The organism is Mesorhizobium sp. dw_380 (genome assembly GCF_018588885.1).
Classification (GTDB): domain Bacteria; phylum Pseudomonadota; class Alphaproteobacteria; order Rhizobiales; family Rhizobiaceae; genus Mesorhizobium.
In genome coordinates, this window is record NZ_JAFFIW010000004.1 from 39,363 (window position 1) to 64,953 (window position 25,591).

The 25,591-nt window shown below is 62.3% G+C and carries 27 protein-coding genes; 12 read left to right on the plus strand and 15 right to left on the minus strand.

Annotated features, from left to right (window positions below; all coding sequences use genetic code 11):
• Positions 1-340 precede the first annotated feature (340 nt).
• Positions 341-526 (minus strand): hypothetical protein, encoded by a 186-nt coding sequence (locus JT360_RS05035; RefSeq protein WP_214470458.1) that lies wholly within the window; start codon positions 524-526, stop codon positions 341-343.
• Positions 527-751: 225 nt separating this feature from the next.
• On the opposite strand from JT360_RS05035, the gene JT360_RS05040 reads away from it, so the two are divergent.
• The gene (locus JT360_RS05040; protein ID WP_214470459.1) at positions 752-1,651 is read left to right on the plus strand and encodes a LysR substrate-binding domain-containing protein; all 900 of its coding nucleotides are present in this window, start codon (positions 752-754) and stop codon (positions 1,649-1,651) included.
• Between the two features lie 33 nt (positions 1,652-1,684).
• On the opposite strand, the gene JT360_RS05045 is transcribed toward JT360_RS05040, so the two are convergent.
• The 3 genes from JT360_RS05045 to JT360_RS05055 form a co-directional block, all read right to left on the minus strand.
• Positions 1,685-2,638 (minus strand): alpha/beta hydrolase, encoded by a 954-nt coding sequence (locus JT360_RS05045; protein WP_214470460.1) that lies wholly within the window; start codon positions 2,636-2,638, stop codon positions 1,685-1,687.
• A 230-nt stretch (positions 2,639-2,868) separates the two neighbouring features.
• Positions 2,869-3,054, minus strand: coding sequence for a hypothetical protein (locus tag JT360_RS05050; RefSeq protein WP_214470461.1), 186 nt, complete (start codon positions 3,052-3,054; stop codon positions 2,869-2,871).
• 238 nt (positions 3,055-3,292) lie between these two features.
• Positions 3,293-5,362 carry an ASKHA domain-containing protein gene (locus tag JT360_RS05055; protein ID WP_214470462.1) on the minus strand — a complete coding sequence of 690 codons (2,070 nt, stop codon included), beginning with the start codon at positions 5,360-5,362 and terminating at the stop codon, positions 3,293-3,295.
• An 89-nt stretch (positions 5,363-5,451) separates the two neighbouring features.
• Here JT360_RS05055 and JT360_RS05060 point away from each other — a divergent pair, with 89 nt between their 5' ends.
• Complete coding sequence (locus JT360_RS05060) at positions 5,452-5,694, plus strand: hypothetical protein (RefSeq protein ID WP_250888626.1); 243 nt, start codon at positions 5,452-5,454, stop codon at positions 5,692-5,694.
• Between the two features lie 79 nt (positions 5,695-5,773).
• Here JT360_RS05060 and JT360_RS05065 read toward each other — a convergent pair whose 3' ends face one another.
• From JT360_RS05065 to JT360_RS05090, 6 genes are all read right to left on the minus strand, one after another.
• Positions 5,774-6,748, minus strand: coding sequence for a methyltetrahydrofolate cobalamin methyltransferase (locus tag JT360_RS05065; protein WP_214470463.1), 975 nt, complete (start codon positions 6,746-6,748; stop codon positions 5,774-5,776).
• 81 nt (positions 6,749-6,829) lie between these two features.
• Positions 6,830-7,921 (minus strand): methylenetetrahydrofolate reductase, encoded by a 1,092-nt coding sequence (locus JT360_RS05070; RefSeq protein WP_214470464.1) that lies wholly within the window; start codon positions 7,919-7,921, stop codon positions 6,830-6,832.
• A complete protein-coding gene (locus JT360_RS05075; protein WP_214470465.1) occupies positions 7,918-8,529 on the minus strand; it encodes a methylenetetrahydrofolate reductase C-terminal domain-containing protein in 612 nt (203 codons plus the stop codon). The genes JT360_RS05070 and JT360_RS05075 overlap by 4 nt, the downstream gene beginning before the upstream one ends.
• A complete protein-coding gene (locus JT360_RS05080) occupies positions 8,522-8,824 on the minus strand; it encodes a virulence factor (RefSeq protein WP_214470466.1) in 303 nt (100 codons plus the stop codon). Before JT360_RS05080 ends, JT360_RS05075 begins: the two co-directional genes overlap by 8 nt.
• Before the next feature lie 202 nt (positions 8,825-9,026).
• On the minus strand, positions 9,027-9,809 hold the full coding sequence (locus JT360_RS05085) for a formyl transferase (protein WP_214470467.1): 783 nt from the start codon (positions 9,807-9,809) through the stop codon (positions 9,027-9,029).
• Between the two features lie 98 nt (positions 9,810-9,907).
• Positions 9,908-10,483 carry a DUF4893 domain-containing protein gene (locus JT360_RS05090; RefSeq protein ID WP_214470468.1) on the minus strand — a complete coding sequence of 192 codons (576 nt, stop codon included), beginning with the start codon at positions 10,481-10,483 and terminating at the stop codon, positions 9,908-9,910.
• A gap of 136 nt (positions 10,484-10,619) precedes the next feature.
• Here JT360_RS05090 and JT360_RS05095 point away from each other — a divergent pair, with 136 nt between their 5' ends.
• A complete protein-coding gene (locus JT360_RS05095; protein ID WP_214470469.1) occupies positions 10,620-11,543 on the plus strand; it encodes an NAD-dependent epimerase/dehydratase family protein in 924 nt (307 codons plus the stop codon).
• 7 nt (positions 11,544-11,550) lie between these two features.
• On the opposite strand, the gene JT360_RS05100 is transcribed toward JT360_RS05095, so the two are convergent.
• The gene (locus JT360_RS05100) at positions 11,551-12,180 is read right to left on the minus strand and encodes a DUF1638 domain-containing protein (RefSeq protein WP_214470470.1); all 630 of its coding nucleotides are present in this window, start codon (positions 12,178-12,180) and stop codon (positions 11,551-11,553) included.
• 64 nt (positions 12,181-12,244) lie between these two features.
• Here JT360_RS05100 and JT360_RS05105 point away from each other — a divergent pair, with 64 nt between their 5' ends.
• Positions 12,245-12,385: an EncA/B family entericidin gene (locus JT360_RS05105; protein ID WP_214470471.1), complete on the plus strand. Its 141-nt coding sequence runs from the start codon at positions 12,245-12,247 to the stop codon at positions 12,383-12,385.
• An 88-nt stretch (positions 12,386-12,473) separates the two neighbouring features.
• Here JT360_RS05105 and JT360_RS05110 read toward each other — a convergent pair whose 3' ends face one another.
• The gene (locus tag JT360_RS05110) at positions 12,474-13,172 is read right to left on the minus strand and encodes a cobalamin B12-binding domain-containing protein (protein ID WP_214470472.1); all 699 of its coding nucleotides are present in this window, start codon (positions 13,170-13,172) and stop codon (positions 12,474-12,476) included.
• 291 nt (positions 13,173-13,463) lie between these two features.
• Between JT360_RS05110 and JT360_RS05115 the strand changes: the two genes are divergently transcribed.
• The 6 genes from JT360_RS05115 to JT360_RS05140 all read left to right on the plus strand — a co-directional run bounded on the left by JT360_RS05115 (position 13,464) and on the right by JT360_RS05140 (position 20,002).
• The gene (locus tag JT360_RS05115) at positions 13,464-15,038 is read left to right on the plus strand and encodes a trimethylamine methyltransferase family protein (protein WP_214470473.1); all 1,575 of its coding nucleotides are present in this window, start codon (positions 13,464-13,466) and stop codon (positions 15,036-15,038) included.
• A gap of 106 nt (positions 15,039-15,144) precedes the next feature.
• Positions 15,145-15,813, plus strand: a complete 669-nt coding sequence (locus JT360_RS05120; RefSeq protein ID WP_250888627.1) for a 4Fe-4S dicluster domain-containing protein — start codon at positions 15,145-15,147, stop codon at positions 15,811-15,813.
• A gap of 103 nt (positions 15,814-15,916) precedes the next feature.
• The gene (locus JT360_RS05125) at positions 15,917-16,654 is read left to right on the plus strand and encodes a dienelactone hydrolase family protein (protein ID WP_214470475.1); all 738 of its coding nucleotides are present in this window, start codon (positions 15,917-15,919) and stop codon (positions 16,652-16,654) included.
• Between the two features lie 187 nt (positions 16,655-16,841).
• Positions 16,842-17,399: an RNA polymerase sigma factor gene (locus JT360_RS05130; RefSeq protein WP_214470476.1), complete on the plus strand. Its 558-nt coding sequence runs from the start codon at positions 16,842-16,844 to the stop codon at positions 17,397-17,399.
• A gap of 2 nt (positions 17,400-17,401) precedes the next feature.
• Entirely contained in the window at positions 17,402-19,522 is a 2,121-nt protein-coding gene (locus tag JT360_RS05135; RefSeq protein WP_214470477.1) for a vWA domain-containing protein, read from the plus strand.
• Between the two features lie 210 nt (positions 19,523-19,732).
• A complete protein-coding gene (locus JT360_RS05140; protein WP_214470478.1) occupies positions 19,733-20,002 on the plus strand; it encodes a hypothetical protein in 270 nt (89 codons plus the stop codon).
• 14 nt (positions 20,003-20,016) lie between these two features.
• On the opposite strand, the gene bmt is transcribed toward JT360_RS05140, so the two are convergent.
• Positions 20,017-21,039 (minus strand): betaine--homocysteine S-methyltransferase, encoded by a 1,023-nt coding sequence (gene bmt, locus JT360_RS05145; RefSeq protein ID WP_214470479.1) that lies wholly within the window; start codon positions 21,037-21,039, stop codon positions 20,017-20,019.
• Positions 21,040-21,154: 115 nt separating this feature from the next.
• Positions 21,155-22,012, minus strand: coding sequence for a helix-turn-helix domain-containing protein (locus JT360_RS05150; protein WP_027043871.1), 858 nt, complete (start codon positions 22,010-22,012; stop codon positions 21,155-21,157).
• Between the two features lie 231 nt (positions 22,013-22,243).
• On the opposite strand from JT360_RS05150, the gene JT360_RS05155 reads away from it, so the two are divergent.
• Entirely contained in the window at positions 22,244-23,254 is a 1,011-nt protein-coding gene (locus tag JT360_RS05155; protein ID WP_214470480.1) for a fatty acid desaturase, read from the plus strand.
• A 185-nt stretch (positions 23,255-23,439) separates the two neighbouring features.
• Positions 23,440-24,267 (plus strand): phosphate/phosphite/phosphonate ABC transporter substrate-binding protein, encoded by an 828-nt coding sequence (locus JT360_RS05160; RefSeq protein WP_214470481.1) that lies wholly within the window; start codon positions 23,440-23,442, stop codon positions 24,265-24,267.
• On the opposite strand, the gene JT360_RS05165 is transcribed toward JT360_RS05160, so the two are convergent.
• On the minus strand, positions 24,232-25,587 hold the full coding sequence (locus JT360_RS05165) for a M24 family metallopeptidase (RefSeq protein WP_214470482.1): 1,356 nt from the start codon (positions 25,585-25,587) through the stop codon (positions 24,232-24,234). The two genes, JT360_RS05160 and JT360_RS05165, sit on opposite strands and share 36 nt — an antisense overlap.
• Positions 25,588-25,591: the final 4 nt, after the last annotated feature.

The following is a 25,591-nucleotide window of genomic DNA, read 5'->3' on the forward strand; positions in this document are numbered from 1 at the left end:
GATCATCTCCATTCGGTTTGCTTAGACGGGTCGCCTTCGCTTGATGGAGTGGGGCAGCTCGTTTGCTGGCGGTGATATAGGCTTGTGTAAGTAAAAACTAAATCGCAAAAGCGAAGCGCTTGATATGAAAAGCGACACCGAATGCGACAAATTTGGGCATGATGCCCAGAATCTATGATTGTTTACAGCCGGTTAGATCAAAAATGATGATGCTATGCGGCTTGTTCATATGCGCCATGCAGCGGCGGCATGGCTCCTGAATTCATTTGAATACAAATAAAATAGAGAAGGCCTGCCGGGCGGGTTGCGCGGCAGGCCTTCAGCACTTGCTACACACGATTTACTTTGCTCCAGCCCAGGATCCGATGCCGTTGCGAATACCGGTCTTGGCGTCGGAAGCCTCAGGCCAGCCGATATCCTTCTGCAGTTCGATCGGCAAGGAGCGGATGGCGCGTTCGGTCTGATAGCGGGCGCGGGCCGCGCTGAATTCGGTCGCGATGCGGCCGAGGGACGACAGGATAGACATTTCATTTCTCCTTATGTGCCGGGGCAGGGATTGCCAGGCAGCAGCCGGGTTACGTCAGGTCTGTTTCAGCTTCATTTCATGTCGATTGCGGGTTTGTGTCTTGGTCGTTTCGTGGCTGCTTGTGGCAGCATCCGTAATCGATGGAGTTGACTATGCTTCCGATCTGATGTTCAATCAAACGAAATGGAATGATGCTTTGTATCAGAAAAATTGAAGGCTGATCGCATGAACGCCCCACTCAATCATCCGCTGCCGCTGCTCGATCTCGACGTTTTGCGCACTTTCGTGGCGATTGCCGAGACCGGCAGTTTCACCACCGCCGCCAATGCCGTCTTTCGCACGCCGTCGGCGGTGTCGATGCAGATCAAGAAGCTGGAAGACATTCTTGGCCGCTCGGTGTTCGCGCGCGACGCGCGTTCGGTGACGCTGACCACGGACGGCGAGGTGCTGCTCGGCTACGCCCGCCGGCTGCTGTCGATCAATCGCGAGGTGGTGTCGAAGTTCATCATTCCCGATATCGTCGGCGTGGTGCGGCTCGGCTCGCCGGACGATTATGGCGAGCGCGTGCTGCCGCATGTGCTGAAGCGTTTCGCGCAGTCGCACCCCTCGATCGCCGTCGACGTCACCATCGACCAGAGCAGCAACCTGCGCCGACGCATGGACGACCGGGCGCTCGACATCACGCTTCTGACCAACTCCTACAAGACCAGCGCCCTCGGCGCCGAGGTGCTGCTGACCGAGCCGATCGTGTGGGCCGGCGCCAAGGGCGGCTGCGCGCATCTGCGTGAACCGCTGCCGGTGTCACTGTGGGAAGAGGGTTGCGCCTGGCGGGCCGGCGCGCTCGAAGCGTTGGGCCGCGAAGGGCGCAACTACCGTATTGCCTATATGAGCGCCCATACGGCCGGGCAGCGGGCCGCCATCATGTCCGATCTCGCCGTGGCGCCGCTGCCGAAGTCCTTCCTCGGCAACGACATGGTCGAACTCTGCCCGAAGGACGGCATGCCCGATATCGGCACCTACAATCTGGCGATGGTGGTGGCGCCGGACGCCAGCGCGCCGGTCAAGGCCGTCGCCGACCATATCCGCGCGACGTTCGAAGTGTTCCGGGAAACCGGCAAGTTCTGATCCGCGAGCAACGTCAGATTCAAGCTGGATGCACTATTGCGCCGCCTCGGCGGAGGGCGCTTCGAGCCCTGTCCTCTTGCCTTGCCTGATCGGCGGGCGGCTCTCACTTAGAAACGCGGCGATGCGTTCGCGCGCGCGTCGCGATTCCGGCATGTCGATCAGCGGCCAGACATGAAACATGCCTTCCTCGTATATGACCTCGACCTCGACGCCGGCTGCACGCGCTTTTTGCGCGAAGATCAAATTGTCGGGCGTGAGGAGATCACGCGAGCCCGTCAGAAGCAATGTCTTGGGCAACACCGAGAGATCGCCATAGACCGGACTGATATGCCAGTCCGCCGGATCCATTCCTGCACTGTAGAGCCGTATCGCCTCCCGTCCGCCCGCGATGCCCAACCAGGGATCGTTCCGCTCCGCCTCGAACACTTCGGGGTTCGCAAGCGAAACGTCGAGGCCGGGTGAAATCAGCACATGGCGCGACGGCAGCGGCTGACCCTCTTTGGCCGCCATCATGGTGAGCACCACGGCCATGTTGCCGCCGGCGGAGTCGCCCACGAAGACGATGTCCTCCGGTTCGGTCTCTTCGAGCATCCGGCGATAGACCTCGCCGACCATGCCGAACATCGCGTGGAAATCATGTTCGGGGGCGATGGGGTAGATCGGCACGGTTATGGCATAGCCGAGCCGGTCAGCCATGTCCGCGATCAGATGCCAATGATAGGGTGTGATTTCAAAGACATAGGCGCCGCCGTGCAGGTAGAGTATCCGCTTTCGTACGCCGGCCCTGGGAGCGATCTCGTAAACCGCGAAGCCGTCAACGGCGCGCATCTCGATGTTGAAACGCTGATGCAGCGAGGCCGGCGGGTGATGGTCCTCGGTCCTGCGTGCGGCAGCAATCCAGCGCTGCAGGTTTTCCGGGCTGGAAAACGCCTTTTTACGGCTGTACCTGAGCACGAAGGAGACGACGTGGCTTTTCAAACTTGGCATGCGCATACACGAACTTCGGCGACAGCCGACTAAGAGAATTCTCCCCTCGCTTTGAAGATCGTGCCCCAGCCGAAAATGTCAAGATTTGCGCCGTGTCCACACGCTGCTGTGATCCACGCCGCGTCGTCAGCGACGCTGCAAGAGCGCGGCGCGCAACCGGTTGCTGACCATCGAGGACTTCCGAGGTCCCCGACGGCGGCCGAGCAATTTGCATTTCTCAGCGAAAGTCATCAGCGCCCCGCACCCAGAAGCAGCGAGGCGAGTGCAGCCTGCGGATCGTTCGGCGGCGATGCCGGCCAGCCGATGTCCTTCTGGACATGCGCCGGCAGGCTGTTCAGTGCGCGGATCGCTTTATTCCTGGCATGGGCCTGCCTGATGGTGACACCGAAGCGGCCGAGATTTTCGAACATCAACATTTTCATCTCCCTTGAAGAGCAGCGGTGCCAAGGACTTGTTCATGGCGCATGTCGTTTTCCCAAAACCGCTGAGCACTTTTGGGCGACATGCTTCGGCGACCGCTCGATGCCGGGTAAATGCACTTGCCATGTATCGGATGGATTTCGCGAAAACAGCGTTTCGGTTTCCAGATCGGCGCGATTTGGAAACATTTGCATACAAATGAGTTTGGAGTGGCGGCAGCTTGGGCGCGGCTGGTTATTCCCGACCACGCCGCGCCGCGTGGCCTTCGCGCGAACGCCGGCGCGGGGTGGCGTCGCCGGCGATGCCGTCCTCGCTGACCGTCTTGCGTGGCGGCAGCTTCACCGCCGCCGACAGTTTCGGGAACGGATCGACCTTGTTGGGCAGCGCCATGGCGTAGACGAAATGCTCCTGGAATTTCGGTTCCAGCGCGGTCTCGATCTTCTCGATCTGGCTCACCGTCTCCTCGATCTCGCGGCGATAGCCGCGGTTCAAGAGCGCCATGCGCGCACCGGCGCCGGCGGCGTTGCCGACGGCCGAGACCTTGTCGAGGTCGCAGTCGGGGATCAGGCCCAGCACCATGGCGTATTTCGGATCGATGAAGGAGCCGAAGGCGCCGGCGAAGTGGATGCGATCGACATGCTCCGTGTTCTGCTTTTCCATCAACAGCTTGGTGCCGGCATAAAGGGCCGCCTTGGCAAGCTGGATGGCGCGCACATCGGTCTGGGTGATGGTGATCTTCGGCTCGCCGTCCTTCAGCACATAGGAGAAGGTGCGGCCATTGGCGACGACCCGTGGCGAACGTGCGGCAAGTGACCCGTCGACGACGCCATCCTCCGAAATGACGCCGGCGAGATACATCTCCGCCACGATCTCGATGATGCCGGAGCCGCAGATGCCGGTGACACCGGTTGCCTGCACGCTGTCGAGGAAACCCGGCTCGTCGGACCACAGTTCCGAGCCGATGACGCGGTATTTCGGCTCCAGCGTGTCGGGGTCGATGCGCACGCGCTCGATGGCGCCGGGGGCGGCACGCTGGCCGCCGGAGATTTCGGCGCCCTCGAAGGCCGGACCAGTGGGAGAGGAGGCGGCCACGACGCGCGCGCGATTGCCGAGCACGATCTCGGCATTGGTGCCGACGTCGACGATCAGCATCATCTCGTCCTGGCGATGCGGCCCTTCCGACAGCGTGACCGCCGCCGCGTCGGCGCCGACATGGCCGGCAATGCAAGGCAACATGTAGAGCCGCGCGCCCTGGTTAAGCTTGAGGCCGATGTCGGATGCCTTGATACGTACCGCGCCCGAAACGGCGAGCGCGAAGGGGGCGCCGCCGAGTTCGGTCGGATCGATGCCGAGGAACAGATGGTGCATGATCGGATTGCCGACGAAGACGGAATCCAGAATGTCGTTGCGCTGGACGTTGCCTTCCGCGCAGACCTTGTCGACAAGGCTGGAGATCGCCTCGCGCACGGCAACAGTCATGCCCTCGCGGCCATCCGGGTTCATCATCACATAGGAGACGCGGCTCATCAGATCCTCGCCGAAGCGGATTTGCGGGTTCGACGTGCCGGAGGAGGCTGCGACGCGGCCCGACAGCAGCGACACCAGATGCATGGCGATGGTGGTCGAGCCGATGTCGCAGGCAAGGCCATAGGCTTCGTTCTTGAGGCCTGGCCATAGCGCGATGACACGCGCGATGTCGCTGTCGGCATCCTTGTGGATTGCGGCGGTCGCGGTCCAGTTGCCCTTGCGCAATATGCCTTGCACTTGTGGCAGCAGGTAGAAGTCGAATTCGAGGTTCTTGAAACCCCAGTCCTTCATCAGCGCGATCTTCAGCCGGTCGAGATCGCCGAGCGGTTTGTGCATGTCGGGCTCTTCGATCTCGACATAGCACATGCGGATCGCGGCATCGCGGGCGATCACCCTAGTGTCGGCATCCTTGCGGATGGTCTGCGCATTGATGACGGTATCCTGCGGCACGTCGATGACGAGGTCGCCGAGGATCTGCGCCGAGCAGGAGAGGCGGCGTCGTTCGGGCAGGCCGCGCACGCGTTCGTAGCGCTCTTCCTTGGGCCCCTTGGGCGAGATGTGATCGTTGGAGGAGACGATCTTGTGCTTGGCGAAATTGCCTTCCTGCACCTCGACCTGGCAGCGCCCGCACGTGGCGCGGCCACCGCACACGCTTTCGACATAGACGCCAAGCTGGCGCGCGGCATCCAGCACCGGCGTTCCGACCGGAAACCGACCGCGCTTGCCCGACGGCATGAACAGCACGAGTGGATCGGTGATGTTGGCAGGCGAGTTCATGCGTGCACGTGTCTCGGTAAGGATTGTCGATACCGTTTAACGGATCGTTTCATTATTGGGCGGAGTGTCTGATCGTCCAGAGGCCAATCATGTCCGATCTCCTGCTGTCCGGCATATTCACTGTCTTTACCATGGTGCGCCTGCTCAAGGGTCCATGGCTGCGCAATCCGCAATATCTGGCCTCCGGAATTCTCGGCACGATTGTGGCAGTGCTGCTGCTGCACGGGTTCTGGCCTGCTTACGACGATGATTTCGTCATAGGCGGCGTGACCGGCATATTTGGCTCGTGGGCGGGAATGGCGTTGTTCGACGCCATATTGGGTATCGCCTGACCGCAACGCAGACCCGTCCGACCGCATCGATGATGCGATCGGTCCAGCGTGGTTTGCAGTGCGGCTCACGATTGCGCGCTTATCCTCTGGCCATGCGGGCTTCACGGCCACCGCGACGGCGACCGCCGCCATTGCCGCCTTCACCGGGTGCGTTGACCGCCGTTGGCGCCGCGACCGCCTGGCCGCCTTCGGCAGGCTTGTAGTCCTTGTAGGTACGGATCCAGTTGGTGCAGTTCTCGTCGGTGCCGTTCAGCACATTGGCGCCGCGAACGGCTTCCATTTCCTGCGGCCGCACCGGATTCATGATCGCGCTCGTCATGCCGGCGCCGATCACCATCGGGATGAAGGCGGCGTTGATGCCGTGGCGGTGCGGCAGGCCGAAGGAGATGTTTGACAGGCCGCAAGTGGTGTTGACCTTGAGCTCTTCGCGCAGCCGACGCAGCAGCGCGAACACCTGGCGGCCGGCATCGCCCAGCGCGCCGATCGGCATGACCAGCGGGTCGACGACGACGTCATGCGCCGGAATGCCGAAATCGGCGCAGCGCTGCACGATCTTCTTGGCGACGGCGAAGCGCACGTCCGGATCCATCGAAATGCCGGTCTCGTCGTTGGAGATGGCAACGACCGGCACATTGTATTTCTTGATCAGCGGCAGGATGGCTTCGAGCTTTTCCTCTTCGCCGGTGACGGAATTGACCAGCGGGCGGCCCTTGGCGACCTTGAGTGCCGCCTCGATCGCGGCGGTGACGGAGGAGTCGATCGACAGCGGCAGGTCGACCAGGCCCTGCACGATTTCCAGCGTCTGCACCAGCAGTGCCGGCTCGGTCGCGTTAGGGTCGACCGCGGTGACACCGGCATTGACGTCGAGCATGGTGGCGCCGCAGGCGGCCTGTTCCAGCGCGTCCTTGATGACGGTCTCGAAATTGCCGGCGACCATCTCGGCGGCGAGCTTCTTGCGACCGGTCGGGTTGATGCGCTCGCCAATCACGCAGAAGGGCTGGTCGAAGCCGATGATGATTTCTCGTGTCGCCGAGGCAACGATGGTCCGGGTCATGAAATCTCTCCGTCGTGATATAAAGAGTTCTTTATATCGTTATCTGATTTCGATCAAGCGAATGGTGGTCCTCCGCGCGGATCAATGCGCGGTCTTCACCATGTCCACCTGCGTTTCGGTAATCTCGTCATGCAATATGTGGTCGAGCCGGTCGGCAACCATCTGGTCGTCGTGGCGGATTTCGCGCTTCCACGGCTGGCGGCCCCTGAGCACGCCGGATTCATCGACGATCTCGGCGACATATTCCTCCTGGCGGTAGGCCATCACATGGACGCCGGAGACGCCTGGGATTTCCTTCACCTCGTTGATGATGTCGATGCAGAGCTGCTTGCCTTCCTTCTTCTGGTCCTGGGCGCCCTCCAGCCGCTTGATGATGGCATCGGGGATGTGGATGCCCGGCACATTGGAGCGGATCCACTTGGCGGTCTTGGCCGAGGCGAGCGGGCCAACGCCGCACAGGACGAACACCTTCTCGGTGTGGCCGAGATCGCGCGCCTTATGCATGAAGGTCCTGAACATCGGCACGTCGAAACAATACTGCGTCTGCACGAATTGCGCGCCGGCGGCGATCTTCTTGCCGAGATGGATCGGGCGGAAGTCGAAGGGTGGCGCGAACGGGTTGACGGCCGCACCCAGGAACAGCTGCGGCGGCGTGGTGAGCTTGCGGCCGGACAGGAACTTGCCGTTGTCGCGCATGATGCGGATGGTTTCGAGCAGCGACATGGAATCGAGGTCGAACACCGGCTTGGCGCCGGGCTGGTCGCCAGCCTGCACGCCGTCGCCGGTCAAGCACAGCATGTTGGCGACACCCATCGCCGCGCCGCCCAGCACGTCGCCCTGGATGGCGATGCGGTTCTTGTCGCGGCAGGCGATCTGCATGATCGGGGCGTAGCCCATGCGGGTCAGAAGCGCGCAGATGCCGACGGAGGACATGTGGCAGTTGGCGCCGGACGCATCGACGGCGTTGATGGCGTCGACCCAGCCATCGAAGATCTTCGCCCTGTTGTAGACGTCTTCCGGATCGGCGCTGTCAGGCGGATTGAGTTCGGTCGTTACCGCGAATTCGCCGCGCCGCAGCACGCGCTCGAGCCGGCCACGCGAGGTGTGGCCGGGCAGTGGGTCGAGCGGCAGATGAATGCCGGCCGGATTCTCGTCGCGCTGATGGGCGGTCATGCGGAGGCTCCGGTCTTTGGCGTCGCCGCGGCTTCACGGGCTGCCGCCGCCTGCGCGGTGACGCGCAGCCAGGCCGAGGTTTCGCGTAGCGACTGGTCGACAGGCTTCTGCACGGCGAGGATCTTGTCGCCGTTGACCATGTTCTTCGAACCTTCCCAGGCCTTGACCCAGACGCAGGGCATATCGGGCTCGACCTCGCAATTGCCGTTGGCGCGCACGCCGCCGCAAGGGCCGTTGCGCAGCTGCTTGGGGCAGTTCATCGGGCACGACATGCCGGTCGAGGACAGGATGCATTGGCCGCACATGCGGCAGTCGAACATAAAGCCCTTGACGCGCTTCTCGACGAATTTCACCGGCGCCTCGACGCGGCCGTAACCGATGCCCTTCCACAAGGGATGCAGCAGCAGGAAGGTGTCGGCGAAGCGGGCGTAGAACCATTCGAGCAATCGCGAGTGCCGCACAGACCACAGCCTGACCGCAAATGAGCGCTGCACGCGCCGCTGCGGCGACACGTCGGCCGGCTTGTAGTCGGATTTCGGCGCCGCCTTCTTGACGAGCGTGGCCTGCGTAACCGCCGGGCCATCCTTGGCAGGGGTGATCTCAGACATTTTCTTTGCCGCCCGCCTTGACCAGAGCGACCAGCCGCTCGCGGTCATACCTTACATCGATATCGTTGAACGCCTTTTCGACCTCGGCTTCCAGGTCGTCGCCAACCGGGACCGGATCGGCCTTGCGCCATTCGGCAAGGTAGTCGTCGGTGCCGCCGGCGCCGGTGCGCATGGCGCACATGTCGATGGCCTCGGTGAAGCGCAACGGCAGCTCGCGCTTGGCATTCTGCCGGCCCTTCTTGACGATGACCTGGGCAGGGATGTCGCGCCAGTAGACGACGATAAGATCGGCCATGAATTCTCGCTCCTCGATCTGCGAGCATTGCCGCATGCGCAATGGGGCCGCTTGTTATGGGACGACGCGCGCGCATTCAAAAGCGACGCATTTCAATGTCGTAAAATGAAAGGTGTATTTATTCGTTTGCGACGTGCGCCGGCGGCAGGTTTGCCGCAGCGGAAAACCCGCCTAGCCTTACGCTGTTCAGGGCTGACAAAACCTACCAGATTCCAGTTCTGAGGCCGGTCCAGACGTAGAACCAGATCGTCGGATGATACCACTGTTTCGAAGGCAGGCCTGGATCGATCGTCGTGAGTTTTCCAGCCAGTGCATCGCTGACGGCCTCGACGCAGATGTCGCGCGAGAACGCCGCCTGGCGTAGCGCGTGACTTGAGATGGTGTCGCCTTTCTTCGGTCTGCCGCGCGCCTGCTTCAGCACGCCGCCGGTGTCGACGCCGGCGTCGACGAGGTGAACAGTCGTGCCAAAATTCTGCGCATCACCTGATACCAGAGCCCAATAACCGCCATTCATGCCGCGATATTTCGGCGTGATGCCCGCATGGTAGTTGAGCACCGGGCAGGGTATTTTGCTCAGCATCTCGGCCGAGATCAGTCGGCAACCGTTGAGCAGCACAACGCCTGGCCGGAGCTTCTGGATCGCCTGGAGGCACTCAAGCCCATTGGCAGAGGCTACTTGGATGATCTTCTGGCCTGGTCGCGGCTCAACCTCCAGCTTCTCTTCTGCAATCAATCGCGCGCAATGGCCGGCCAGGAGCCGCTTGCCCAACCTGCTCAGCACCATCGTGCCAAGCTGACCCATGGCCGAGACCCAGCCCTGGCGGCGAGCGCGACCACGCAGCAATTGCTTTTTGGATTCAGGGGTTTCGAGGATGACGCTGACAGGACCAACGCGATCGGCGATTGCGTTGATCATGGCCCAGACATGCTGGCCGCCGCCGGTCACGACGACAATCGACGCGCTGGTTCCAACTGGTGAAGACATAGCCCGCTTTGCCCGCTTTCCTGCCTGCACGCGGCTGGCTGCCGTATGCTGCCGGCCGGATTTTGTGCCCGAATGGGGTTAAATCTTGATGACCACGCTCAGCGCTTAAACTCGACGATATCGAGCTTGGATTCGTAGTAGGGCGAGGGAAATTCGATGCGCCATTCATTCGCGCTGGTGCGGAAGGCATAGCCGACCTGATCGGTCTGCGGGCCGCTGCCATAAGGTTTTGCCGGATCGGTGTTGACGTATCCGGAGCCGAGATAGATCGCGCGCTTCTCGCCGTCGTCGAAGAAGCGGCCCTTGGTGCGCTGCGAGCCGCTGGTCTTTTCCAGCCGCCAGCCGGAGCCGTCGTCGGTCACCTTGCATTTGAACCAGCCATAGATGACGAGCGGACTCAAGCCGCCTGCCTTGATGGTGCGGCACTTCCAGTTGCCGGTCAGGTCGTTATCGGAGAATGACACCAGCGGCTTCGCCAGCAAGGCATCGAGTTGTTTGACCTCGGCTGGGTTGCCCGCCTTCGCCTCGGCAAGTGCCGCCTTGCGCGTCTCGCCATATTTGTCGAGGCGGACCTTGTCGGCTGATGTGATCAGCTTCTGCACCTCGCCATCGGCCAGTGCTGGCAAGGTGCAGCAGAGCAGGCCGACAATGGCAAGCAGTGGACGAAGGATCATCTGAGACTCCCCTGATCTGAAATGGCAGTTAATGTCTGGAGCGGCGCTCCTGCCGGCCGATGCCTGACTTTATCGGGTCGCTCGCGCCTGTCATCCGTGCTTAACAGCGTCACCGTCAAAAATCATGGTGTGACGCATGCGAATCTTGCTCACGGGATCGTCGGGTTGGCTGGGCAGCGCGCTGGCGCCGCGGCTGCGCGGCCTTGGCCACGAGGTGATCGGGCTTGATCCCGTTTCGTCTTCGGAGACCAACATTGTCGGCTCGATCGCCGATCGTGAGCTTGTCATGCAGACTGTCCATGACAACCGTATCCGGGCGATCATCCACAGCGGCGCGCTGCATAAGCCCAACATTGAGAATCGCGCCAACAGCGATTTCATCGCGACCAATGTGCAGGGCACGCTGAACCTGCTCGATGCGGCGGTGGCAGCCGGTGTGGAGCGCTTCGTCTTTACCTCGACGACTTCGCTGATGATCTCGCAGGCGATACGCGACGGGTTCGAGGGCGGCGCGCGCAAGGCCGCCTGGCTGACGGAAGAGATGTCGCCCGAGCCGCGCAACATCTATGGCGTCACCAAGCTTTCGGCCGAACATCTCTGCCGCCTCTATCATCTTCAGCATGGTCTGCCGGTGGTCGTTCTGCGCACGGCCCGCTTCTTTCCCGAAGCCGATGACATGGCGCATGCGATCGAACAATCGGATGCCAACACCAAGGCGAACGAATTGCTGTTTCGGCGATTGACGGTGAAAGATGCGGCGCAGGCTCATGTCGCCGCGTTGGAAAAGGCGCCGCAGCTCGGCTTCGACGTCTTCATCGTATCCGCTCCGACGCCATTTCGGCCGGAAGACTGTGCCCAGCTGATCGCCGATGCGCCATCCGTCGTCGCGCGCCATTTCCCTGGATATCCGAGGCTCTATGCCAGGAAAGGCTGGACGATGTTTTCATCGATCGACCGCGTCTATGATCCGTCGCGGGCAAGAGAGCGGCTCGGCTTCGTCTGCAAGACGAGCTTCGCCGACGTGCTTGCACAGCTGCGAGCGGAGGAGGGGGATTCCTAACCGGCCTTCAGGCGACTTTTGCCGCTTGCGCCAGTCCCGCCGTCAGGTCGCCAAAGCCGGTCGAGCGGCGTTCATAGGCAAGGCCAAGCAGGGCGGCAGCCTTTTCCGCGACCTTGTCGAGTTCGGGGTCGTCGGTCTGGGCGAGATAGATCAGCTTCTCGTAATTGCCGAAATAGTCCTTGATCAGCTCGGGATGCTTGTCGAGGCCGAGCGGCTTCATGAAGAAGGCATCGAACTGGCGGCACAGGAAATCCGTCATGTAGAAGGACATCATGTCATCTTCGGCGACCTTCGCGTAGCCCTCCATGCCCTGATAGAAGGCGAAGCAATGCGGTCCGGCCATGCGCTCGACGCCATGCTTCTCGCAAACCCGGTCGAGCAGGCCGCCAGTGCCGCAATCGGCATAGCCGACGAAAATGTGCTCGTAACCCTCCGCTTTGGCCTTCTCGATCGCCTTGTCCATGGCCGGCGCAATGCGGTCGGGATAGAAATGGAACTCCGCCGGCAAACAGGTCAATTCGAGGTGATTCAGCCCGAGCTGTTCCTTGACGGCCAATACCTCGCGCGCAATCATCCCGCAGGCGATGACGAGCAGCCTGTCTTCTTGATTCGGTTTCGTTTTCTGTGTCTTGGCCATTGAACCAGTCGAGCCGGCCTTCGTTGCCGTGGGGTTAATTTATCTGTTGAGGGAGACACCGTCCATGAAACTGCTACGCATCGCACCAATTGCCATTCTTGCCTGCGCCCTGGCCCTTACGGCTTGCGCGAACACCGTCCGCGGCGTCGGCAAGGACGTCAAATCGACGGCCAGGGCGGTCAAGGACACCGTCACCAAGCCCTGATCCACGAGCAGCCATCTCCATCATCTGGGAACAAAAAAGCCGCGCTGCAAGGCGCGGCTCTTTCTATTGTCCATGACGGGTTGGCCAATCAGGCCGAAGCGCGGACATTGTGCTTGCGCTTCATGTAATCCTTGGCGGTCTCGACCGCCACCGCGGCATCGCGGCAATAGGCGTCGGCGCCGACGGCCTTGCCAAATTCCTCGTTGAGCGGCGCGCCGCCAACCAGCACGACATAGTCGTCGCGGATGCCCTTTTCCTTCATCGTGTCGATGACGACCTTCATGTAGGGCATGGTCGTGGTCAGCAGCGCCGACATGCCGATAATGTCGGGCTGATGCTGCTCGATCGCATCGAGATACTTCTCGACTGCATTGTTGATGCCGAGATCGATGACGTCGAAACCGGCGCCCTCCATCATCATGCCGACGAGATTTTTGCCGATGTCGTGAATGTCACCCTTGACGGTGCCGATGACCATCTTGCCCTGCTTGGGCGCGCCGGTGGCGGCGAGCAGCGGACGCAGGATGAACATGCCGGCCTTCATGGCGTTGGCCGACAGCAGCACTTCGGGAACGAACAGGATGCCGTCGCGAAAATCCTCGCCGACGATGCGCATGCCTTCGACCAGCGCCTCGGTCAGCACCTTGTAAGGCGCCCAGCCGCGCTCGAGCAGGATCTGCGTGCCTTCCTCGATCTCTTCCTTCAACCCGTCATAGAGATCGTCGTGCATCTGCTGCACCAACTCGTCGTCGGAAAGTTCGGAAAGGATGATCTCGTCGTCGGACATTTTAATCCAGCTCCTCACGGCATCGCGACTGTGTCGCAAGGCACAAAACAATAGCGTCCATACCTAACGCGCAACGGGCGGGTATCCATAGCTGATTTGCGACTTCCCGCAAAAGGAAAGCGACTGGAAAATCTATTGGTTTTCTTGTCGATTTTGCGACAGGCGTTGGCGCGGACGGGCCGTTTCGAATAGGGTGCATGGCTACGATCCGGGCGAAAGCCGCGCCATGCGGCCGCAACGGTTACGGACCGGCCCATCTCTGGGGCCGGCCATATTCAGGGAAGAGCGATCATGAGCGAACACGCGGCAGTCGACCAGGAAGCGTCAAACGCGCGGCGTGGACGCGGCGCCAGTGGTGGGGCGGCTGCCCGCAGGGCCGCGCGCTCGGGCGGCGGTCCAGGCACGCAGCTCACCTATATCAAGCGTAAGATCAACGTTTATGAGGTGCTCGACGAGGAAGGCCTGGCGCTGATCGAGAAGAACACCGACACGGTGCTTGAAGAGATCGGCATCATCTTCCGCGATGACGCGGAAGCGCTGCAGCTGTGGAAAGAGGCCGGTGCCGACGTCAAGGGCGAGCGCGTGCACTTTCCCAAGGGCCTCTGCCGGTCGCTGCTGAAAACCGCGCCCTCCGTCTATACCCAGCACGCCCGCAATTCCGAGCGCTCGGTGCAGATCGGCGGCAACGCGACGGTGTTCGCGCCGGTCTACGGCCCGCCCTTCGTCCGCGACCTCGACGGTGTCAGGCGCTACGCCACGATCGAGGATTTCCAGAATTTCGTGAAGCTCGCCTATATGGCGCCGTCGATCCACCATTCGGGCGGCACGGTGTGTGAGCCTGTCGACGTGCCGGTCAACAAGCGTCACCTCGATATGATCTACAGCCATATCAAATATTCCGACAAGCCGTTCATGGGCTCGGTGACCGCGCCGGAGCGCGCCGAGGATACGGTGGCCATGGCCAAGCTCGTGTTCGGCGACGATTTCGTCGAGAACAACACGGTGCTGACCAGCCTGATCAACGCCAACTCGCCGATGGTGTTCGACGAGACCATGCTCGGCGCGCTCAAAGTCTATTCGCGCCACAACCAGGCCTGCATCGTCACGCCGTTCATCCTTGCCGGCGCGATGAGCCCGGTGACGGTCGCGGGTACGCTGACGCAGGTCCTGGCCGAGGTGCTGGCCGGTGCATCGTTCACCCAGCTGATCCGGCCGGGCGCGCCGGTGCTGTTCGGTACCTTTGCGTCCTCCATCTCGATGCAGTCGGGCGCGCCGACCTTCGGCACACCGGAACCGTCGCTGGTCTCCTATGGTGCGGCCCAGCTTGCGCGGCGCCTCGGTCTGCCGTTCCGCACCGGCGGTTCGCTCTGCGCCTCGAAAGTCCCGGATGCGCAGGCGGCTTATGAGAGCGCCAACACGCTGAATTCGACCATTCTGGCCGGCACCAATTTCGTGCTGCATTCGGCCGGCTGGCTCGAAGGCGGACTGGCATCCTGCTACGAAAAATTCATGATGGACATCGACCAGCTCGGCATGACGCAGAAATTCTCCGAGGGCGTCGACCTGTCGGAAAACGGCCAGGCGATGGACGCCATCCGCCAGGTCGGACCGGGCAGCCACTATCTCGGCTGCGACCACACGCAGGCGAATTTCCAGACCGCCTTCTACCGCTCCAACATCGCCGACAACAATTCCTACGAACAGTGGCTGGCCGAGGGCGAGAAGACCGCGCCGCAGCGCGCCAACGAACTCGCGCGCCGCTGGCTGGAAAGCTATGAGGCGCCCCATCTCGATCCGAGCATCGACGAGGCGTTGAAGGACTTCATCGCCAAGAAGAAGGGGTCAATGCCCGACGCCTTCACCTGAAAGGAGCCCGAGTCAGGCGGGGCTAAAGTCGCCAACATCATCCACAAGGAAGTCTGGCGGAGCGCCTTCTCCGATCCGGACAAGAAGGGATGATTGCGTGCACGGCATGATCGAAGGGATCACGGCCGCGCTTGGCGCCAGCGGCCTCATCCTGCGCGGCGGCTTTGTTTTTCCCGATGATGAGGATGCTCCTGATGGCGCCTCTGGAGCGCCGGCAAGGTCTGCTCTTCTGGTGGGGCAGGCGGGCGCGGCACCCTGGCCGCATTTCCTGCGTTGGCGGGAGCAGCAGCCACAGGCAGTCGCCAATCCGCTCGACAGCTGGTCGCGGCAGGTCATCGGCACTGTGGCGGAGGCATTTGGCGCGCGCGCGGTTTCGCCGTCAGACAAGCCTTATCTGCCGTTCCAGCAATGGGCGATGCGGGCGGAGGGGCTCAAGCCGTCGCCGCTCGGTATCCTCATGCACCCGCAATACGGGCTTTGGCATGCCTATCGCGGCGCGCTGCTGTTCGAGGAGGAGATTGCGCCGCCCAGGCATGGCGAGGCGATCCATCTTTGCGACGCCTGTGCCGAGAAACCTTGCCTCAAATCCTGCCCGGTCGACGCCTATTCCACGGCAGGGTTCGCGTACCAGGCCTGCCTGGCGCATGTGCGGGGGGCGAATGGCGGGCCGTGCCGCGGCGGCTGCCTCGACCGCAATGCCTGCCCCTATGGCATCTCGTATCGTTATCCGCCGGAGGTCCAGGCTTTCCACATGGCGAGCTTCGCCGGCGCATAGAGCTTGCAACCTTGCACGAAATCTTGAACGCAAAGTTCAGGGAACGACTTGCCGCGTCGACTTGTCCGAATATGTATCGCCCAGCAACCGTGCGGAGCAGGCAATGACGAAGCAGGACCTTCAGATCAAGACCGGTGATGGTGTGGCGAAGGCGGGCCTGTTCCGCGCGGCCAAGACATCCCCGGCCAAGGCCGGTGTCGTTCTCTACCAGGACGCCTTCGGCCCGCGTCCGGCGCTTGACGGCATGGCCGAGCGGCTGGCGGGCGAGGGCTATGCGGTGCTGGTGCCGGACCTGTTCTATCGCAACGCGCCTTACGGGCCGTTCGACGCCAAGACCGCCTTTACCGAGGAAAAGACCAAGGCAGCACTGATGGCGCTGGTCACCGGCACGACGCAGGCAATGACCATCAGCGACGGCGCCGCCTTTCTCGATGCGCTCGCCGGCGAAGGTGTTGAGGGGCCGATCGGCACCGTCGGCTATTGCATGGGCGGCGCGCGGGCGCTGAACGCGGCCGCGAGCTACCCCGACAGGATCAAGGCCACCGCCAGTTTCCACGGCGGCAATCTTGCCAGCGATGCCGCCGACAGCCCGCACCGCAAGGCCGCCGCCATCAAGGCGCGAATCTATGTCGGCATGGCCGGCGTCGACAGGAGTTTTCCGCCGGAGCAGTCGACCCGGCTGGAGGAGGCGCTCAGAGCAGCGGAAGTCGACCATACGATCGAGAATTATATCGGCATGGCGCATGGCTGGTGCGTGCCGGACCACAGCGTCTATGACGAGGCTGGCGCCGAGCGGCATTGGAAACGGCTGATCACCCTGTTTGCGGAAACGCTGGGGTAGGGCTTTCTGCCTGCGTGATAAGCTCCAATTTCAGACATGCTGGCGCGAACCTTCGAGAGGTCGCGCTGCCCTCATCCGCCCTTCGGGCACCTTCTCCCCGTAGAACGGGGAGAAGGAAAGGGTGCTTGCAAAAAATCTTTCCCTTAGCCCAAGGATTAGCCATTAGCCTTCGTCCAACAGGCAAATGATGGCGATGATGCTGGATGAGAGCGAAGCCTCCGACGCCGAACTGATCGGGCGGGCGAAGGGCGGAGACAGGGGGGCCTTCGGCATATTGCTGGAGCGTCACTACGACTTCGTCTATCGCGCCGCCTATCGCTGGTGTGGCAGGAAGGCCGATGCCGAAGACATCGCCCAGGAAGTCTGCGTCCGGCTCGGCAGGGCGATCCGGGACTATCGCGGCGGCGCGGCTTTCACGACATGGCTCTACGCCATGACGATGAACGCGGCGCGCGACATGATGCGAAAGACCGCGCGCGAGACGGTCAAGACCGAGGCCTATGGCGTCCATTCGCTGATTTCGGGCGAGGCGGCCGAGAGCGAAGACCCGGCCGAAGCACTATGGGCAGCGGTGCGGCAGCTTCCGGACAAGCAGCGCGACGCGGTACTGCTTGTCTATGGGGAGTGCTTGAGCCACGCGGCCGCCGCCGAGGCGATGGCGATCTCGGCGACGACGGTTTCCTGGCACATCCATGAAGCGAAGAAACGGCTGAAAACGCTGATGCGCTCGGCCGGGGAAGTGTGATCATGGTCGACGACAACGAACTGAGGAAATTGCGCGATATCGCGGCACCGGCGCCGGGCGAGAGCGCGAAGGCGCGCGCCTTCGAGGCGGCCTTGCGCGGCTATGATCAGGAAAATATTTCCGCCGTGACCCAAGGATCGGCCGGCGGTCTTCGTCTCACAGAGCGAGCACAAAAGCTCTGGAGCGAAATCATGCAAAAGAAACTCATTGCCACGCCGGCCCTTGCCGGGCTGGTCGCCCTGCCGATCGCCGGATACGCCACTTTCCATATGCTGAGGGAGCCGCTGTCCACTTTCGGCGGCGGCGAGAAGATCACCGAGACGCTGGCCGACAAGCCGGCGACCATCAAGCCGACGATGCCCGAGCAGAAACCGGCTCCCACCGAGCTGGCGAAGGACAAAAAGGCCGAGGCGGACGTCGAAAGCCGCAATGCAAACGATGCGCTTGTGGCGCCGGCTTCGCCGCCGAAATCCGAATCGACCGCAGTTGGCGGCTTGGCGCAGCAGAATGCGCAAGGACAGGTTGCGCCGGCCGAGCCTGCACCACCGGCACCAACGGGTGAGTTCGCGCTGGATAGCACCACAAGCGCGCCCAACACGTCGCGGGCCGCCCGCATGCCTACCGCCGAGTCCGAGCTGATGGCGCCGCAGCAGCCTGCCGTGGCGCCAGCCGACCAGTTGCAGCCGCAAGAGGAAAACCGCAACCGCGTCCAGGATTTCAAGACCAATCCGGTGCATGCGGCACTCGAAGATCCGGTCTCGACCTTCTCGATCGATGTCGACACAGCCTCGTATTCCTTCGTGCGCCGCTCGCTCAAGGAAGGGTCCGCGCCGCAGGCCGATACGGTCCGTGTCGAGGAGATGATCAACTACTTCTCCTATGACTGGAAGGGCCCTGACTCGGCGTCGACGCCGTTCAACTCGACCGTCAGCGTCATGCCGACGCCGTGGAACACACATACCAAGCTGATGCATGTCGCCATCAAGGGCTTCGACATCAAGCCGACGGAGCAGCCGAAGGCCAATCTGGTGTTCCTGATCGACGTCTCGGGCTCGATGGACGAACCGGACAAGCTGCCGCTGCTCAAATCGGCATTCCGGCTGCTGGTCAGCAAGTTGAAGGCTGACGACACGATCTCGATCGTCACCTATGCGGGTGACGCCGGCACCGTGCTGATGCCGACCAGGGCTGCCGAGAAGGACAAGATCCTCAATGCCATCGACAATCTGCAGCCCGGGGGCTCGACCGCCGGCGAGGCCGGTATCAAGGAGGCGTACAAACTTGCCCAGCAATCCTTCGTCAAGGACGGCGTCAACCGGGTGATGCTCGCCACCGATGGCGACTTCAATGTCGGCCAGAGCGACGACGATGATCTGAAGCGCCTGATCGAACAGGAGCGCAAGAGCGGTGTTTTCCTGTCGGTGTTCGGTTTTGGGCATGACAATCTGAACGACCAGATGATGCAGACCATCGCCCAGAACGGCAACGGCACCGCCGCCTATATCGACACGCTGGCCGAAGCCGAAAAGGTGCTGGTCGAGGATGCCTCCTCGACGTTGTTCCCCATCGCAAAGGACGTGAAGATCCAGGTCGAGTTCAATCCGAACAAGGTCTCCGAATATCGCCTGATCGGCTACGAGACCCGCGCACTGAACCGCGAGGATTTCAACAACGATCGCGTCGATGCCGGCGATATCGGCTCGGGCCACTCGGTCACCGCGATCTACGAGATCACGCCCAAGGGCAGCGGCGGCGAGCAGATCGACCCGCTGCGCTATGGCCAGGCCGCGGTGAACAATGGCGGCGTCGCCAATGCGGACGAATATGCCTTCGTTAAGATCCGCTACAAGCTGCCGAACGAGGACGTCTCGAAGCTGATCACCACACCGGTGACGTCTGCCAACGAGGTGGCATCCTTCGACCAGGCCAGCACCGACCAGCGTTTCTCCGTCGCTGTCGCCGCTTTTGGCCAGAAGCTGCGCGACGAAGATGCAACCGTCAAGTTCGGTTACGACAAGATCATGGAGATTGCTGCTGCCGCCCGGGGAGCCGACCCGTTTGGGTACAGGTCTGAGTTCCTTTCGCTTGTGCGCCTTGCCTCGGCGCTGGGCGGCAACCGGTAGCGGCGATGACGGCCGGTTTCTTTCAGATGGGATCGTTCTGACAGGGGAAGCCGGCCCACGGGCGGGTGAGGCAAGCCGGCGAGGGATCTTTCCCTTGCCGGCTTTTTTTGAATTTTTCCGGATCGTTAAATTGCACTCAATTTCCGGCACCGGATCGCAACTCCCCTCTCGCTACACCGGGCAGGTCTACGGGGCTTGAGGGAGCCGGAATTGCAGATCAGGACTATCGCCAACTCGACGCCGCCGGCACGGGACGCTTCGGCGGTTTCATCAGCCCCATCATCCGAATCCAGGCGTATCAGCGATGATGTTGCGCAGGCGCGCAACACCGCCATGTCGGCGCTGACCAACGACCGCTTCCGCATCATGCTTGAGCAGATAACCGATCCGGTTTCATCCGGCGCACTGATGACGATGCGCGGCGACAATGTGGTCGATTTCAAGTCGGCGCAGTCGAGCTACGCCGACAATAACGAATAATCGAAGAGCCGTTTTCACGCCCGGCTGCGGCGACGCTCGCGGCGGGCTTCGCTGGTCTCGGCGGTGTTTTCCGTCGCCACCTTGTTGCGCATCGGACCGATGCGCTCGACAATCTTTTCAACCGTCGGACGATCCGCCTTGGTGTGGGCGTCGAGCGCCTTGCGCATGGCGGCGAGGTGCTGGAAAGAGGTGCCGCAGCAGCCGCCGACGATTTTCGCGCCGGCATCGACGGCAAGACGCACATAATCGGCCATCAGTTCCGGCGTGCCGGAATAATGGATCTCGGTGCCGCGGAATTCGGGAATACCGCAATTGCCCTTGACGATGACGGTTGCCTGCGGCTTCGCCTCGGTCATGTCGAGCAGCGATGCCAGGATGTCGGAGGCACCGACGCCGCAATTGGCGCCGACGCCGAGCGGGGCTTGCGACAGCCCGTCGGCGACGCCATGGATATCCTTGGGAAGCAGACCCATCATGGTGCGGCCGGCGGTGTCGAAGGAGCCGGTATAGGTGTAGGGCAGGCCGACACGGATGGCAGCCTCGGCGGCCGCGCGGATCTCGCCGGGCGCCGACATGGTCTCGATCCAGGCGACTTCGGCGCCGCCTTCCTTGAGACCTTCGATCTGCTCGGCAAAGGCGTCGACCGCCTCGTCATAGGTCATGGCACCAAGCGGCACCAGCAATTCGCCAGTCGGGCCCACGGAGCCGGCGACAATCACCTTGCGGCCGGCCTTGTCGGCAACGGCGCGGGCAATCTCGGCGGCGCGTTTGTTCAGCGCATGCACGCGGTCCTGCGCATGGTGGAGCTTGAGCCGGTGGCGGGTGCCGCCGAAGGAGTTGGTGAGGATGATGTCGGCGCCGGCATCGACGAAATTCTGGTGCAGGCTGGTGATGGTGTCGGGCGCGGTCTCGTTCAGCAGTTCCGGCGCCTCGCCAGCTTCCAGGCCCATGGCGAACAAATTGGTGCCGGTGGCGCCATCGGCCAGCAGCACGCCCTTTTCAGCCAGCAGCGCATCGATCGGATTGGTCGTCGTCATCGGATTGGCTTTCGTATTTTCAATTCGAATAAGGATATAAAGAAGTCTTTATGTCTAGTCAATGAAATAGGACGCGTCACCGCTGGCCTTGATCGCTCAACAGCACTGCTGTCGATCAGACAGAGCCTGATGGGAACGACATGCCGGCCAGATTGCGCGCGAAGGCGGCGGCCTCGTGCGGGTTGACGTCGGCGGCACGGATCAGATTGTCGAAATGCTGGGTCAGCGCCTGGACCGGCTGCGTGGCGTTCAGCACCACATACATGTCGCCGACATAGATGGCGGCGCGATAGGGGCCGAAGATGGTGAGCGGGATCGAATACCGCATACGGCCGTCGTAGAGAAACAGGCGGAAGGTCGGGTAGAGATCGTCAAGCAGCGTCGCCATATGGGCGAGTTGCTGCCGGCGGTCGGCCTCGGGAAAACGGTCCCATACGCCCAAGCCGCGCGCGAAGATTTCCAGCGTGTGGCGCGGCATGCAGACTTCCATGTCGGTTTCCGGGCGCCGGTTGTATTCGATGCGGTATTGGGTTTCGCTTGCCTGAGCCAGGCGGCTCCTGTTGGTGATGTTGGCCTCGTAGTCGACCAGCGCGCGGGTCCGCAGGAGATCGGGAATGCCGGCCGGCACATAGCGGATCTTGGTGCCCGCTGCTTCAGCGAACCACTTGGCGAGCAGTGTGCGGTCGAAACCGTCGGGCGCTTCCTCGATCTCCAGGCTTTCGCGGATTTCGCCGGTGACGCCTTCGTCCTGGCTAAGGCCGAGCAGCCAGTCGAGCGACACCTTGAATTCGGCGGCGATGTTGAGCAGCGTTTCGGCGCGCGGCAGGCGCGTCGAGGCGCCCGACATCAGCTGCGACAGCGCCGACCGATCAATGCCGACGGCTGACGCGAATGCCGACTGGTTGAGGTCGGAGCGTGTCAGGAGCAGCTTCAGGCGCTCCCGAAAGATTGCCGACAGGTCCCGTTTGTCCATAGCCGCTCTCCCGCGAATCCTGAGGAAAATTTTGCGCCAGGGCGGGCCGAGTCGGCGTGCGAGGCGTAAATGAATCCCTAGGGTTGTTTACAATGTGTAACATGTGCGTTCAAAAATGCGCAATCGCAACATTTTGTACACTTTGTCTCGTTGAGTGGAATCATTTCTCCTGACACTATGCTGTCAGGAACCATCGGGGGTTCCGGCGACTGAGGGGCAGTGGTCGATAGCATGACAGGCAAGAGCATCAAGCGACGCAACGCACCGGCCTTCGAATGGCCGACCGTGGTCCTCGCTTTCTTCTGTTACGGAACATGGCTCGCCGTCGGTTTCCTGCTCTGGCCGTCCCACCCGATCCTCGCGCTCGCCATCCTCGGCTTTATCCTGGCACTGCAGTCGTCGATCATGCACGAAGTGCTGCATGGCCATCCGACGCGCAGCGCGCTGATCAACGAAGCCTTCGTCTTCCTGCCGATCGGGCTGGTCTGGCCGTTCCGCCGCTTCAAGACGCTTCATCTGCGCCACCATGCCGACGAGCGGCTGACCGATCCACTCGACGATCCGGAAAGCTATTATCAGACGCTGTGGCAGCATGATGATTTGCCGCCGACGATGAAATTCCTGCTCAAGATCAACAACACCATGACCGGCCGGTTCTTCCTCGGTCCCTGGCTGTCCTGCATCGGCTTCTTCATCGACGATGCCAAGCATATGATGGCCGGCGACAAGGCGATCCGCAAAGCCTGGCTGCTGCATGCGATCGGTCTCGCCATCGTGGCGCCGATCGTGCAATTCGGCTTCGGTATTCCGCTATGGCTCTACATCCTGGCGCCGGTCTGGCTCGGCCAGTCGCTGATCGCGATCCGCACTTTTGCCGAGCATCAATGGTCCGAGCACCCGGAAGGCCGCACGGTGATCATCGAGCGTTCGCCACTGTCGTTCCTGTTCCTCAACAACAATCTCCACTTCGTCCACCACAAGACCCCGACTGTGGCGTGGTACAAGCTGCCAAAACTGTTTCGCGACCGCCGCGAGGAATGGCTGCGGATGAACAATGGCTATGCCTACCCCAACTATTTCGCGCTGATCAAAGCCTATGCGTTCAAGGCCAAGGAGCCGATCGTCCACCCGGTGCTGCGTCGCGCGCCGGAGCACGGCCGGGCATTCAAGCCGCGCATCCGGGCGCGCAACATCAATGGGCTCGGCACCGCGCCAGTGCCCGCCGAACCGCCGAAGGAATGAGCTTTTGCGGCAGCCGTGTGCTGTCTGCTAGACTGCCTTGGTCGGTTCCTTTCAATTCTAATGCATGTCGCCCAAAAGTGACCTCGGTTTTGGGAGAACGACATGCATCAAAGCAAACGCCTAAAGCGCGTCGCATGAAGCCGTTTCAACGCGACGCGCTTTAGGCATAGTGGTCGGATCCCGGCATGAGCGAATTGGTTGCGGCGTTGCCTATGTATGACTGGCCGGAAGTGCGCGGCGAGATCGATGCGCAATGGGCGCTGCTGCGCGATGCGTTCCGGCAAAAGGGCATCGATGCGCCGCAGACCATCGCGCGCCGCAATAGCGATCTGCCGGCGGTTCCGGGCGGCATTCGTGATGGTCAGGGAGACTTGATCGCACAGGATTCGGCGACATTGCCGGTAGACGAACTCGACTTTCACAAGCTTTGGCTGCATCCGAAGCTGCTGTTCGCGCAAACCTGCTGGGGACCGATGGAGCTCGGCCTGTCCAGCCATGTGCAGGTGGTCGGCCAGCCGAGCTATGACGCGTATGAAGGCGGGCAGGGCGAGCTCTATTCGAGCGCGCTGGTGATGCGGACAGGCGAGGGGCCGGAGGTTCGCTCGCCCGCGGACGGCAAGCCCTTGCTTCCGCTCGATCTCATCCGCGGCAAGCGCTTCACCTTCAACAACCTCGATTCCATGTCGGGCATTATCGGGCTGACGCGCGACCTGCAAGCGGTGGGCGAAAGCCTCGATATCTTTTCCTCGCGCAGCGAAAGCGGCGGCCATCGCGGCTCGATCGTCGCCGTTGCCGAGGGCAGGGCGGACATCGCCGCGATCGACTGCGAAAGCTGGGCGCTGGCGCAGCGCTTCGAGCCGGCAGCCAGCAAAGTGGTGATCGTCGGCTGGACGGCACGGCGCAAAGGCCTGCCCTTCATCACCGCCAGGACGACGCCGGAAAACACAATCAGGGCAATGCGCGAGGCCCTTGCCGGCCTAGCCGAGCAGCCTCGCATCCAACGGGTAGGTTGAAAGCTGCTCGTTGCCGGTGTCGGTGATCAGGATCTGCTCCTCGATCTTGACGCCTTCGCGCCCGCCAAGCCTGCCCATATAGCTTTCCACGCACAGCACCATGCCTGGTTCCAGCACGCCGTCAGGCGTGTCCGATGTCCAGTCGCTGGCATGCGGCAGCGTCGGGTATTCATCGGCCAGTCCGACGCCATGATAGAGCACGCCATAGCGGGTCGGGAAACAGTCCCCGGGCGGTACCGCCGAGCGCTCGACAAGATCGCGAAACGAGATGCCGGGCCGCATCAATTCAGTGTTGTGTTCGATCTGGTCGGCGGCGATGCGGAAGAGATCGCGTTGTTCGTCGGTTGGCTTCGCATCTCCGCACAGCCAGGTGCGCGACAGGTCGGCGCAGAAGCCGTAAGGGCCGATCAGATCGGTGTCGAAGGCGACGAGATCGCCAGCCTCGATCTGGCGCGAGGAGCATTCCTGGAACCACGGATTGGTGCGCGGGCCCGACGCCAGCAGCCGCGTCTCGATCCATTCGCCGCCGCGCGCGATGTTGCCACGGTGCAGCTCGGCCCATAATTCGTTTTCGGAAATGCCGGGCGTCAACGCCTTTTCCATCTCCCCCATTGCCGCCTCGCAGGCGATGATGGCGCGGCGCATGGCGAGGATTTCATCAGGCGATTTGATCAGCCGGGCGTTTTCCATCACCGCGTCGCCATTGCCGATCGAAATGCCAAGCCGCGCCAGTTCCTCGACGCCCTCCGGATTGATGTGGTCGACCGCAATGCGGTTGTTGCCGCCGCCATGTTCCCTGACCAGATCGCCGATGCCGGCGGCCCAGCGGCGAACCTTTTGCTCCGTGAGTTCGCCGCCGTAGAGATAGATCCACGACACCGCCGGCCGCACCTCGTCGACGACGCCGGAATGGTCGGATAGGTGCTCGCAGGAAAAATAGTCGAACAGCACGACCGGTCCGTCGGTGGCGACGAAACAATGCCGCGTCCGATTGTGCGCCACCCACAGCTGCATGTTGGTGCCGTCGGTCGCATAGCGGATATTGACGGGGTCATAGAGCAGGGCGCCGGCATAGCCGCGGCGCTTCAGCTCAGTGCGGATGCGCTCCAGCCGGTATTTGCGCATCGCCGGCAGATCGGGCGCCGCAATGCCTGCCGCCGCCCATTCAGCTTCCGCCTGCGCGCCATAGCCCAGCACATGCTGGTTGAGTGACGCCGCCTTGTGACGGGAGGCGTCGCGCAGGGCCTCGATCGAGCCGGGCTCGAACGGCATGATCTTACGGTGGCTGCCGAAGCCGCCTTTTGGCCCCGCGCTGTCCATGGCC

Bases quoted from the DNA above. Each gene is read 5' to 3' on its own strand.
- JT360_RS05035 (WP_214470458.1), bottom strand. From the start codon at position 526: ATGTCTATCCTGTCGTCCCTCGGCCGCATCGCGACCGAATTCAGCGCG.
- JT360_RS05055 (WP_214470462.1), bottom strand. From the start codon at position 5,362: ATGAACTCGCCTGCCAACATCACCGATCCACTCGTGCTGTTCATGCCG.
- JT360_RS05075 (WP_214470465.1), bottom strand. From the start codon at position 8,529: ATGTCTGAGATCACCCCTGCCAAGGATGGCCCGGCGGTTACGCAGGCC.
- JT360_RS05080 (WP_214470466.1), bottom strand. From the start codon at position 8,824: ATGGCCGATCTTATCGTCGTCTACTGGCGCGACATCCCTGCCCAGGTC.
- JT360_RS05085 (WP_214470467.1), bottom strand. From the start codon at position 9,809: ATGTCTTCACCAGTTGGAACCAGCGCGTCGATTGTCGTCGTGACCGGC.
- JT360_RS05155 (WP_214470480.1), top strand. From the start codon at position 22,244: ATGACAGGCAAGAGCATCAAGCGACGCAACGCACCGGCCTTCGAATGG.
- JT360_RS05050 (WP_214470461.1), bottom strand. From the start codon at position 3,054: ATGTTGATGTTCGAAAATCTCGGCCGCTTCGGTGTCACCATCAGGCAG.
- JT360_RS05045 (WP_214470460.1), bottom strand. From the start codon at position 2,638: ATGCCAAGTTTGAAAAGCCACGTCGTCTCCTTCGTGCTCAGGTACAGC.
- bmt (WP_214470479.1), bottom strand. From the start codon at position 21,039: ATGACGACGACCAATCCGATCGATGCGCTGCTGGCTGAAAAGGGCGTG.
- JT360_RS05160 (WP_214470481.1), top strand. From the start codon at position 23,440: ATGAGCGAATTGGTTGCGGCGTTGCCTATGTATGACTGGCCGGAAGTG.
- JT360_RS05125 (WP_214470475.1), top strand. From the start codon at position 15,917: ATGACGAAGCAGGACCTTCAGATCAAGACCGGTGATGGTGTGGCGAAG.
- JT360_RS05070 (WP_214470464.1), bottom strand. From the start codon at position 7,921: ATGACCGCCCATCAGCGCGACGAGAATCCGGCCGGCATTCATCTGCCG.
- JT360_RS05115 (WP_214470473.1), top strand. From the start codon at position 13,464: ATGAGCGAACACGCGGCAGTCGACCAGGAAGCGTCAAACGCGCGGCGT.
- JT360_RS05165 (WP_214470482.1), bottom strand. From the start codon at position 25,587: ATGGACAGCGCGGGGCCAAAAGGCGGCTTCGGCAGCCACCGTAAGATC.
- JT360_RS05090 (WP_214470468.1), bottom strand. From the start codon at position 10,483: ATGATCCTTCGTCCACTGCTTGCCATTGTCGGCCTGCTCTGCTGCACC.
- JT360_RS05105 (WP_214470471.1), top strand. From the start codon at position 12,245: ATGAAACTGCTACGCATCGCACCAATTGCCATTCTTGCCTGCGCCCTG.
- JT360_RS05065 (WP_214470463.1), bottom strand. From the start codon at position 6,748: ATGACCCGGACCATCGTTGCCTCGGCGACACGAGAAATCATCATCGGC.
- JT360_RS05095 (WP_214470469.1), top strand. From the start codon at position 10,620: ATGCGAATCTTGCTCACGGGATCGTCGGGTTGGCTGGGCAGCGCGCTG.
- JT360_RS05060 (WP_250888626.1), top strand. From the start codon at position 5,452: ATGTCCGATCTCCTGCTGTCCGGCATATTCACTGTCTTTACCATGGTG.
- JT360_RS05135 (WP_214470477.1), top strand. From the start codon at position 17,402: ATGGTCGACGACAACGAACTGAGGAAATTGCGCGATATCGCGGCACCG.
- JT360_RS05130 (WP_214470476.1), top strand. From the start codon at position 16,842: ATGGCGATGATGCTGGATGAGAGCGAAGCCTCCGACGCCGAACTGATC.
- JT360_RS05110 (WP_214470472.1), bottom strand. From the start codon at position 13,172: ATGTCCGACGACGAGATCATCCTTTCCGAACTTTCCGACGACGAGTTG.
- JT360_RS05100 (WP_214470470.1), bottom strand. From the start codon at position 12,180: ATGGCCAAGACACAGAAAACGAAACCGAATCAAGAAGACAGGCTGCTC.
- JT360_RS05150 (WP_027043871.1), bottom strand. From the start codon at position 22,012: ATGGACAAACGGGACCTGTCGGCAATCTTTCGGGAGCGCCTGAAGCTG.
- JT360_RS05120 (WP_250888627.1), top strand. From the start codon at position 15,145: ATGATCGAAGGGATCACGGCCGCGCTTGGCGCCAGCGGCCTCATCCTG.
- JT360_RS05040 (WP_214470459.1), top strand. From the start codon at position 752: ATGAACGCCCCACTCAATCATCCGCTGCCGCTGCTCGATCTCGACGTT.